Below are 9,178 nucleotides of genomic sequence, written 5' to 3'. Positions count from 1 at the left end.
TCCGCTCGACGCCGACCGGCGGCATGTTCGTCTGGCTGGACTTCGTCGACGGCACCGACACGACCGCGCTGCTCCCCCGGGCGCTGGAGCGCGGGGTGGGCTTCGTGCCGGGCTCGGCGTTCGCCGCCGAGGGCGCCTTCCCGGCGAGCGCCCGGCTGTGTTTCGCCACCTACCCGCCGGGTGAGCTGCGCGAGGCGGTCGGGCGCCTCGCCGCGGCCCTGCCGTAGGGTCCGACCGTGCGCGAGATCCTCGAGCTGCTGGAGAAGGACTCGACCCTGAGCCACACCACCCTCGCGACGATGACCGGTCGGTCCGTCGCCGAGGTGTCGGCCCAGGTCGAGGCGTGGGAGAAGGCGGGCGTCATCCGCCGGTACAAGGCGGTGGTCGACTGGGAGAAGGTCGACGGGGCCGACGCGACCGAGGTCACCGCCTTCATCGACGTGGCGGTCACGCCCGCGCGCGGCGTCGGGTTCGACGACGTCGCGGAGCGGCTCTCGCGGTTCGCGGAGGTGAGAAGCTGCTACCTCGTCTCCGGCGGGCACGACCTGCGGTGCACGGTCGTGGGGCCGAACATCCGGGCCGTCAGCGACTTCGTGAGCCGCAAGCTCTCCACGATCGACCGGGTGCAGGCCACCGCCACCCACTTCGTACTCAAGACGCACAAGCAGGACGGGGACTCGTTCACCGACCCCGAGCCCGACCACCGGCTGCCGGTGACCCCGTGAAGGCGCTGAACACCACGATCAGCGAGACCCCGCCGTCGGGCATCCGGCGGTTCTTCGACATCGCCGCCGAGATGGAGGACGTCATCTCCCTCGGCGTCGGCGAGCCGGACTTCGTCACGCCGTGGCGGATCCGCGAGGCCGGCATCTACGCCCTGGAGCACGGGTACACCACCTACACCTCCAACGCGGGCCTGGCCGAGCTGCGGCAGCTCATCTGCGCACAGCTGGCCGAGCGGTACGCCGCCGAGTACGCGTGGGACACCGAGTGCCTGATCACCACGGGCGTGTCCGAGGGCCTGGACCTCGCGCTGCGGGTGCTGCTCAACCCCGGGGACGAGGTGATCGTCCCCGAGCCGTGCTACGTGGCCTACGAGCCGTGCGTCGCGTTCGCCGGCGGCACCCCGGTCCGGGTCCCGACGCGCTGGGAGGACGGCTTCGCGGTCGACCCCGCCGTCGTCGAGGCGGCGATCACCCCGCGCACCAAGGCGATCCTGATCGGCTCCCCCGCCAACCCGACGGGCGCGGTGCAGCCCCGCGCGGCGCTGGAGGGTCTCGTCCGGCTGGCCGAGAAACACGACCTCTACCTGGTCTCCGACGAGATCTACGACCGGCTGACCTACGACGGCACCCACACCTGCCTCGGCGCGGTCCCGGGCGCCCGCGAGCGGACGGTCGTCCTCGGCGGGTTCTCCAAGGCCCAGGCCATGACCGGCTGGCGGGTCGGCTGGATCTGCGCGCCCCAGGCCGTCGCGGAGCTGTGCGTGCGGGTGCACCAGTACACGATGCTGTGCGCCCCGCACGTCTCCCAGCTGGCCGCGATCGAGGCCCTGCGCGAGGCGGACGGGGACGTCGAGGACATGGTCGCCGACTACGACCGGCGCAGGCGGGTGTTCGTGAAGGGGCTCCGCGAGATCGGGCTGGACTGCCCCGAGCCCGGCGGCGCGTTCTACGCCTTCCCGTCGATCCGGTCCTCCGGCCTGGACTCGGAGACCTTCGCCGAGCGGCTGCTGAAGGCCGAGAGCGTGGCCGTGGTGCCCGGGAACGTGTTCGGGCCCTCCGGCGAGGGACACATCCGCTGCTCCTACGCCACGGCGCTGCCGCAGCTCGAGGAGGCGCTGGTCCGGATCGACCGGTTCCTCACGGGCCTGTAAGGGGCTCACAGTCTTCGCCGGATCGCAACACTGCGGGGTGTGGCGTTCACAGAACGGCAATGCGTCCCGGCCATGCTCTCGGGGCATGGACGACACCATGGACAGCTCAGCACGATCTGCGACCGCCGGCCATGTCTTCTGCACCGTCTGCTCCGGCCCGCGCACCAAGCGGGACGAGCAGGGCCTCGCGTGGAGCAGCCACCACGTCGGCGGGTCGGTCAGCTGGGTCTGCGGACCCTGCACCCGCGCCCACATCTTCGAGATCGAGACGGGCCAGCCCCTGACCCCCCTGGACCTCCGCCAGACCGCCTGACCGGTGAGCGGCGATAGTCGCCATCGCGGCGATCGCCACTCACGACGTCAGGCGGCGCGGCCGCCCGTCAGGAGGCCGTGCAGGATCACGGGGCCCAGGTCGCGACCGCGGCGGACCAGCCACGGCGTGCCCTTGACCACGATCCACGCCGCGCGGTGCAGGTGCGTGATCTCGCGTCCGCCCGCGCACTCGGTGCCCACGAGGGTGGGCACCGCGAAGCCCTCCCGGGCGAGGAGCTCCCCCGCGCCGCGAGCGAGCAGCCGGTGCCCCAGCTCGGACGGGTGGAGCCGGTCCACGCTCCAGGCGGTGCGCTCGTAGCCACCGGGGAGCAGGTGCAGGTCGAGCACGCCCACCGTGCCCACTGTGCCCACTGTGCCCACCGTGCCCACCGTGCCCACTGTGCCCACCGTGCCGACCGTGTCCGCCGCCGCCTCGTCCGTCCCGGAGCCGGTCCGGGAGTCGATCGCCGCGTCGATCGCCGCGTCGATCGCCGCGTTGAGGCTCCGCACGCGCGTGCGCAGGGCGGTCCGCAGCCGCCCCGGCAGCCGGAACACCCGTGTGTGGTCGTGGTAGCGCAGCACCACGGGATGGCAGTCGATCGCGTGCAGCGCGGCGAGTGTCTCCGCGAGGTCGCGGCGGATGCCGTCCGGGTCGAAGTCGGAACGCAGGGTGTCGTTGATCCCGGCGCAGATCACCGCGACGTCGGGTCGCGCGCCGAGCACCCCGGCCAGCTGGGTGTGCCGCACGTCGGCCATCCGGGCGCCGGTGCGGGCGGGGTTGAGCAGCTCGGCCCCGAGGGCGTCCCGCAGCAGGACCGGGAAGCCCCGCCACCCCCCGCCGGGGAGCGGATCCCCGAGCCCGACGACGGTGGAGTCGCCCAGGGTGGCCAGGGTCCGGATCGGACGGAGCGGGTTCTCGAGGGAACGGGCAGGTCGCAGCGTCTGCACGGTCACGAGGGCATGATCGGCGAGGCGTGGTCACCGCCGATGTGCGCCCGGTGAAGGTCATCGGGCCGGAAGGCGAACTTCCCGGCCACCGCAGGCACGGGCGGCGTCGCCGGTCCGGCGAGGACACCCGGTGCGAGCCTCGGACCGGCTGGGTCGACCGGCGGTGCGGGACGCTAGGCCGAGCGGAAGGCCGGGTAGACCGGCAGGGACCCCTCCGCGGACTCGAACCGCCTGCTCAGCGCGGTCGAGAGCGAGTCCGCCAGCTCGGCGGTGGCGGGTCGGCCGCCCGCGGCCGCGTCCCCGGCGAGGCGCCGCCAGTAGTCGGCGAGCGCGACGCTGATCGTGGGGGAACGGCCCGGGTCCACGCCGAGTCGGGTGTGCCCGTCCACGATCCGCGGCAGCAGCCACCAGGTGCACAGCCAGACCCAGAGCAGCTGGGCGTCGAGCAGCCGCCTGCCCAGCAGGGCGGGATCGTCGAGGTCCGGCCACACGGTGGCGATCTCGTTCCGCCAGGCCTCGAGCATGGCGTCGGCGAGCCCCGAGGGCAGGGCGAAGCTGGACTCACAGGCCGGGAACGGCACCCGGAAGTAGGCGGCGTCGAGCGCGACGTCCCGGAAGCAGCCCCACTCGAAGTCCACGAACCGCACGCCCCGGCTCGTCACGAGGTTGTTGTCCGGGCAGGTGTCCGACGGGCTGAAGGCCCGGAACCGGGTCCCGCCGAGCAGCCGCGCGGTGTCCCGGGCCTCCTGCTGCGCCCGCGCCGAGACCGTGACACCCAGCAGCTCCTCGACGAGCTCCGGCACGCCCGCGAACGCCGCGCGCGCCTCGTCCGCCACCGGGTCCCGGCGGGCCTTCTCCCCCAGCCTGCGGAGCAGGGCACCGAAGTCGTTCTCCCGGCCGGCGGTGGCGGCCTGCATGCGGCCGAGTGCCCGGGCCCAGCTGAGCAGGCAGCGCTGGGCCGCGACGGGGTCGGTCCCGAACAGGGTGTCCGCGAGGGTGGAGCTGCGACCGAGATCCTCGAGCACCAGCAGCCGGGCCTGCGGATCGTGCGCGATCAGCACAGGGCTGGGCCGGGCGTCGACCGGGAGCGCGGTGAACAGCTGGCAGCTGGCCACCTCGAAGTGGAAAGGGTCGGGCCTGGTGGGGTCCGGGTCACCGAGATAGTGCTTCACGACGAGGGTGCGCGGCAGCGAGAACGGGTTGCGCGCCACCCGGGCGCGCGCCACCACCGATCGTTCGCTGCCGCCGAGGTCCTCGGGGTCGGCGAGCACGACCGTCGCGCCGGCCCGGCGCGTGAGCAGCCGTTCCGCCGCGGCGAGAGCGGTGAGCACAGGCCTGGGGAAGTCGGCCAGGTCACGTGACATCACGCAGGAGCCTACCCCGTGGACAGCGCCCTACCCCGGTCCCGCCGCCTGCGCGCGAGCCGGGCGAGCACCAGCGCGACGGCCGCGGCGACGACGATCCCGATCAGGTTGACGAGCAGCTGCAGCGCCGAGAGGCCGGCCTCGACGAACCGTCCCTCGATCAGCGCCACCGAGGCGAAGGCTGCGGCGGGCACGGTCGTGACCGAGATGAAGACCCCGACCAGGCTCGCCGACTTCGCCGAGGTCAGCGCCAGGATCCCCGCGACCCCGGCCAGCAGGGCCACGATCAGCGAGAACGGGCCCACCTCGTAGATGAACTCCACCTCGGCCAGGTGGTCGAGCGACGCGCTGGTGATCAGCCCGGTCGCGTCGAACAGGAGGGTGGCCAGCGCGGTGATGCCCATGCCCAGGGGGAACCCGACGAGCAGGGCGAGCCCGCCCCGTCGGACCAGGTCCCGACGCCGGAGCACCAGCCCGACGGCCATCGCGGCAAGCGGTCCGAACTCCGGGCCGAGCACCATCGCACCCACCACGAGCACCGGCGAGTCCGTGACCGCGCCGATCGCCGCGAGCAGGCAGGCGATCGTGAGGAACGCCTGGAAGGAGCCGGTCAGCCGGGAGTCCTCGCCGGTCCGGGCGATCAGCTCGTCCCAGACGATCGCGTCGGAGCCCTCCCCCGGCGCCTCGGCCTCGGCGCGGTCCGCCGCGTCCGAGAGCACCGTGTCCAGCGCCTCGAGCGTGATCGCCCCGTCCCGGTCGAGGCCCAGCGCCAGCAGCGCGCCGAGCAGCCCGTCGGCGCACTCGCGGGCGATGTCCGCGAGCACGACGTCCCCGGCGGGCTTGACCGCCGTGCCCGGCAGGATCACCAGGTGGGCGACGCCGGGCTCGGCCTCCAACAGCCTGCGGACCTCGGCGGTCCGGTCCGTCGGGCTGACGACGCGCAGGTGCAGCACCGATCAGCTCTCGGGCTTCGGGGGCACGTAGTCGACCCCCGCCTCCTTGCGTTGCTCCGGGGTGATCGCCGCGGGCGCCGCGGTCAGCGGGTCGAAACCGCCACCCGTCTTCGGGAAGGCGATGACCTCGCGGATCGAGTCCTGCCCGGCCAGCAGGGCGGTGATCCGGTCCCAGCCGAAGGCGATGCCGCCGTGCGGGGGCGGGCCGAAGGAGAAGGCGTCGAGCAGGAAGCCGAACTTCTCCTGCGCCTCCTCCTCGCCCAGGCCCATGATCTCGAAGACCCGCTTCTGGACGTCCGCCCGGTGGATACGGATGGACCCGCCGCCGATCTCGTTGCCGTTGCAGACGATGTCGTAGGCGTAGGCCAGCGCCTCCCCGGGGTCCTGCTCGAAGGTGTCGATCCACTCCGGGGTGGGCGAGGTGAAGGCGTGGTGCAGGGCGGTCCAGGCCCCCTTGCCGACGGCGACGTCGGTGGTGTCCGCCGTGCTCTCGAACATCGGGAAGTCGACGACCCACACGAACGACCAGGCCGACTCGTCCAGCTGACCGGTGCGCCGGGCGATCTCGCCGCGGGCCGCACCGAGCAGGGCCCGGGCCTCGTTCGGCGTCCCGGCGGCGAAGAAGATGCAGTCCCCGGGCTTCGCCCCGACGGCCGCGGGCAGCCCGGCGCGCTCCTCCTCCGACAGGTTCTTGACGACGGGGCCCTTCTCGGACACCGTGCCGTCCTCGTCGACCAGGACGTACGCCAGCCCGCGGGCGCCGCGCTGCTTGGCCCACTCCTGCCAGGCGTCGAGCTGCTTGCGGGGCTGGGAGGCGCCGCCCGCCATCACGACCGCGCCGACGTACGGGTTCTGGAACACCCGGAACTCGGTCTTGGCGAAGTACTCGGTCAGCTCGGTGAGCTCGATGGCGAAGCGCAGGTCGGGCTTGTCACTCCCGTACCGGGACATGGCCTCGGCGTAGCTGATCCGCGGGATCTCCCCGACCTCGTGGCCGACGAGCGCCCAGAGGCTCGCGAGGATCTCCTCGGCCAGGGCGATCACGTCGTCCTGCTCGACGAAGCTCATCTCGATGTCGAGCTGGGTGAACTCCGGCTGCCGGTCGGCGCGGAAGTCCTCGTCCCGGTAGCAGCGGGCGATCTGGTAGTACCGCTCCAGGCCGCCGACCATCAGCAGCTGCTTGAACAGCTGCGGGGACTGCGGCAGGGCGTACCAGGAGCCGGGCCGTAGGCGGGCGGGGACCAGGAAGTCCCGCGCACCCTCGGGGGTGGAGCGGGTGAGCGTCGGCGTCTCGATCTCGACGAAGTCGTGGCCGTCGAGCACCGCGCGGGCGGCCCTGTTGACCTGGCTGCGCAGCTTGATCGCGGCGGCGGGCTCGGCGCGGCGCAGGTCAAGGTAGCGGTACTTGAGCCGGACCTCCTCGCCGATGTTCGCGTCGTCGATCTGGAACGGCAGCGGGGCCGACTCGCTCAGCACGACGAGCTCGGTGACGGTCACCTCGATCGCGCCGGTCGGCAGGTCGGGGTTCTCGTTGCCCGCGGGCCGCAGGACGACCTCGCCGGTGACCTGCAGGCAGAACTCCGAGCGCAGCCGGTGGGCGCGCTCGGCCATCTCGCCCTCGCGGAACACGATCTGGGCGGAGCCGGAGGTGTCGCGCAGGTCGACGAAGATCACGCCGCCGTGATCGCGGCGACGGGCCACCCATCCGGCGAGGGTCACGGTCTGGCCGGCGTGCTCGGCACGCAGGGTGCCGACGGGGTGGGTTCGCATCACGGTCGGAAAGGCTATCCGCCGGGGTCGGGGGGCCCGCGACCAGGTTTCCGGTGCGCGGCGATGGGCGCTCCAGCGACTGTCGCCGCTCACAACAGGGTCAGCTGCTCGACGACCGGTGGCGCGAGCTGCTCGGCGGGTACCGCGCCGTGCGGGAACCCGTCTCCCCCGGTGCGTCGGACCCCCTCGCCGCGGTCGAGGCCGTGGCGCCGCAGCAGCGGGCGCACGCGGGCGGCGAGGGCCTTGCGGTACTCGGGGTCGGCGTAGGCGCCGCGGCGGTAGAGCCGTTCGTAGCGCGAGACCAGCGCGGGGTACTCCGTCGCCAGCCAGGCCAGGAACCACTCCCGGGTCCCGGGCCGCAGGTGCAGCGGGAGCACGCTGACCCCCGAGGCCCCCGCCTCGACCAGCTCGGCCAGCAGCCCGTCGAGCGCCTCCGCCGAGTCGGTGAGGAAGGGCAGCACCGGCGCCACCATCACCCCGCAGTCGAGGCCGGCGTCGGCGATCCGCCGGACGAGGTCCAGCCGCGCCCGCGGGCTCGGCGTCCCGGGCTCCAGCCTGCCCTGCAGGTCACGGTCCAGCAGCGCGAGGGAGACGCCCAGCCCGACCGGCACGTCCCGCGCGGCGGCGACCAGATCGGGGAGGTCACGGCCGAGCACCGTGCCCTTCGTGAGCACCGACAACGGGGTTCCGGAGCGGGCGAGCGCCCGGATGATCCCCGGCATCAGCCGGTACCTCCCCTCCGCGCGCTGGTAGGGGTCGGTGTTGGTGCCCATCGCGACGGGCTCGCGCGCCCACCGCGGCCGGGCCAGCTCCCACGCCAGCACCCGCGCGACGTTCACCTTCACCACGATCTGGGAGTCGAAGTCCGCGCCCGCGTCGAAGTCCAGGTAGGTGTGGGTGTTGCGGGCGAAGCAGTAGCGGCACGCGTGCGAGCAGCCCCGATAGGGGTTCACGGTCCACGAGAACGGCATGGGCGACGAGCCGGGCACCCTGTTCAGCGCCGACTTCGCCTCGACCTCGTGGAAGACCACCCCGGCGAACTCCGGGGCGCGGACCTCCCGGACGAGTCCGGGGATGCCGTCCTGCACCTGCTGCCCGCTCCATCGCATGGCGCGAGTCGAACACATGTTCGATACGCTGCGCAACCCGCCGTCGTCGGCTTTGCTGTCCGCGTGCAGGGGACGACGACGCTGATCGTGATGGGTGTGTCCGGATCCGGGAAGTCGACGGTGGCCGAGGAGATCGTCCGCCGGACGGGGTGGGACTTCGCCGAGGGCGACGACCTCCATCCGGAGGCGAACCGCCGGAAGATGGCGGCGGGCCATCCGCTCACGGACGAGGACCGGTGGCCGTGGCTCCGCCTCATCGCCGAGTGGGTCGGCGAGCGGGAGGCGGCGGGCCGGGACGCCGTCGTCACCTGTTCGGCGCTGCGCCGGGCCTACCGGGAGGTCCTCGCCGACGGGCACCCCTCGGTCCGGTTCGTGCACCTCACCGTGGACCCCACGGCGCTCACGGACCGGGTCACGAACCGCACGGGCCACTACATGCCCGCCTCGCTGCTGCAGAGCCAGCTCGACACCCTCGAACCCCTCGATCCGGACGAGCCCGGGATCGAGGTCGACGGCACCGGCGACCCGGTCGCCGTCGTCGACCGGGTGCTGGCCCCGGGGGGCGTCGCGTGATCCTCGCGCAGGCGGCCCCGCCCGCCGCGGGCCCGACCCAGCTGATCCTGGCGGCGGTGCTCGGCATCGCGGTGATCGTCGTGCTGATCACCTGGCTCCAGGTGCACCCGTTCCTCGCGCTGATCGCGGGCACGGCGGTGCTCGGGATCGTCGGCGGGCTCGGCGCGGAGGGGACCGTCGAGAGCTTCACCGACGGCCTGGGGTCGACCGTGGGGGACGTCGGCGTCCTGATCGCGCTCGGCGCCATGATCGGTGGCCTGCTGCGAGACTCCG

Annotated in this window: 10 protein-coding genes and 1 pseudogene; 6 read left to right on the top strand and 5 right to left on the bottom strand. The window is 73.3% G+C overall.

Annotation, left to right across the window (positions count from 1 at the left end; genetic code table 11):
* The 4 genes and pseudogenes from H5J29_RS11405 to H5J29_RS11390 form a co-directional block, all read left to right on the top strand.
* Positions 1-227 (top strand): annotated as a pseudogene (locus H5J29_RS11405) (aminotransferase-like domain-containing protein); the annotation flags it as partial.
* A 9-nt stretch (positions 228-236) separates the two neighbouring features.
* Positions 237-725 carry an Lrp/AsnC family transcriptional regulator gene (locus H5J29_RS11400; protein ID WP_181780903.1) on the top strand — a complete coding sequence of 163 codons (489 nt, stop codon included), beginning with the start codon at positions 237-239 and terminating at the stop codon, positions 723-725.
* The gene (locus H5J29_RS11395) at positions 722-1,876 is read left to right on the top strand and encodes an aminotransferase class I/II-fold pyridoxal phosphate-dependent enzyme (protein WP_312858165.1); all 1,155 of its coding nucleotides are present in this window, start codon (positions 722-724) and stop codon (positions 1,874-1,876) included. The genes H5J29_RS11400 and H5J29_RS11395 overlap by 4 nt, the downstream gene beginning before the upstream one ends.
* Before the next feature lie 85 nt (positions 1,877-1,961).
* On the top strand, positions 1,962-2,189 hold the full coding sequence (locus tag H5J29_RS11390; RefSeq protein WP_181780902.1) for a hypothetical protein: 228 nt from the start codon (positions 1,962-1,964) through the stop codon (positions 2,187-2,189).
* Between the two features lie 47 nt (positions 2,190-2,236).
* Here the strand turns inward: H5J29_RS11390 and H5J29_RS11385 are convergent, their stop codons facing one another.
* The 5 genes from H5J29_RS11385 to H5J29_RS11365 form a co-directional block, all read right to left on the bottom strand.
* Positions 2,237-3,142 carry a GDSL-type esterase/lipase family protein gene (locus H5J29_RS11385; protein ID WP_312858164.1) on the bottom strand — a complete coding sequence of 302 codons (906 nt, stop codon included), beginning with the start codon at positions 3,140-3,142 and terminating at the stop codon, positions 2,237-2,239.
* A 167-nt stretch (positions 3,143-3,309) separates the two neighbouring features.
* On the bottom strand, positions 3,310-4,500 hold the full coding sequence (locus tag H5J29_RS11380; protein WP_181780901.1) for a hypothetical protein: 1,191 nt from the start codon (positions 4,498-4,500) through the stop codon (positions 3,310-3,312).
* A gap of 11 nt (positions 4,501-4,511) precedes the next feature.
* Positions 4,512-5,453 carry a DUF389 domain-containing protein gene (locus tag H5J29_RS11375; protein ID WP_181780900.1) on the bottom strand — a complete coding sequence of 314 codons (942 nt, stop codon included), beginning with the start codon at positions 5,451-5,453 and terminating at the stop codon, positions 4,512-4,514.
* A gap of 3 nt (positions 5,454-5,456) precedes the next feature.
* Positions 5,457-7,226 carry an aspartate--tRNA ligase gene (gene aspS / locus H5J29_RS11370; RefSeq protein ID WP_181780899.1) on the bottom strand — a complete coding sequence of 590 codons (1,770 nt, stop codon included), beginning with the start codon at positions 7,224-7,226 and terminating at the stop codon, positions 5,457-5,459.
* 86 nt (positions 7,227-7,312) lie between these two features.
* Positions 7,313-8,332: an Rv2578c family radical SAM protein gene (locus tag H5J29_RS11365; RefSeq protein WP_181780898.1), complete on the bottom strand. Its 1,020-nt coding sequence runs from the start codon at positions 8,330-8,332 to the stop codon at positions 7,313-7,315.
* 63 nt (positions 8,333-8,395) lie between these two features.
* Between H5J29_RS11365 and H5J29_RS11360 the strand changes: the two genes are divergently transcribed.
* Positions 8,396-8,905, top strand: a complete 510-nt coding sequence (locus H5J29_RS11360) for a gluconokinase (protein ID WP_312858163.1) — start codon at positions 8,396-8,398, stop codon at positions 8,903-8,905.
* Positions 8,902-9,178, top strand: a 277-nt coding sequence (locus H5J29_RS11355; RefSeq protein WP_446686475.1) for a GntT/GntP/DsdX family permease, incomplete at its 3' end; no start/stop codon positions are given. The genes H5J29_RS11360 and H5J29_RS11355, both read left to right, overlap by 4 nt.

Origin of the sequence: Pseudonocardia pini (assembly GCF_013870575.1) — a bacterium.
GTDB lineage: Bacteria > Actinomycetota > Actinomycetes > Mycobacteriales > Pseudonocardiaceae > Pseudonocardia > Pseudonocardia pini.
This window is presented reverse-complemented; position numbering and strand designations above follow the sequence as displayed.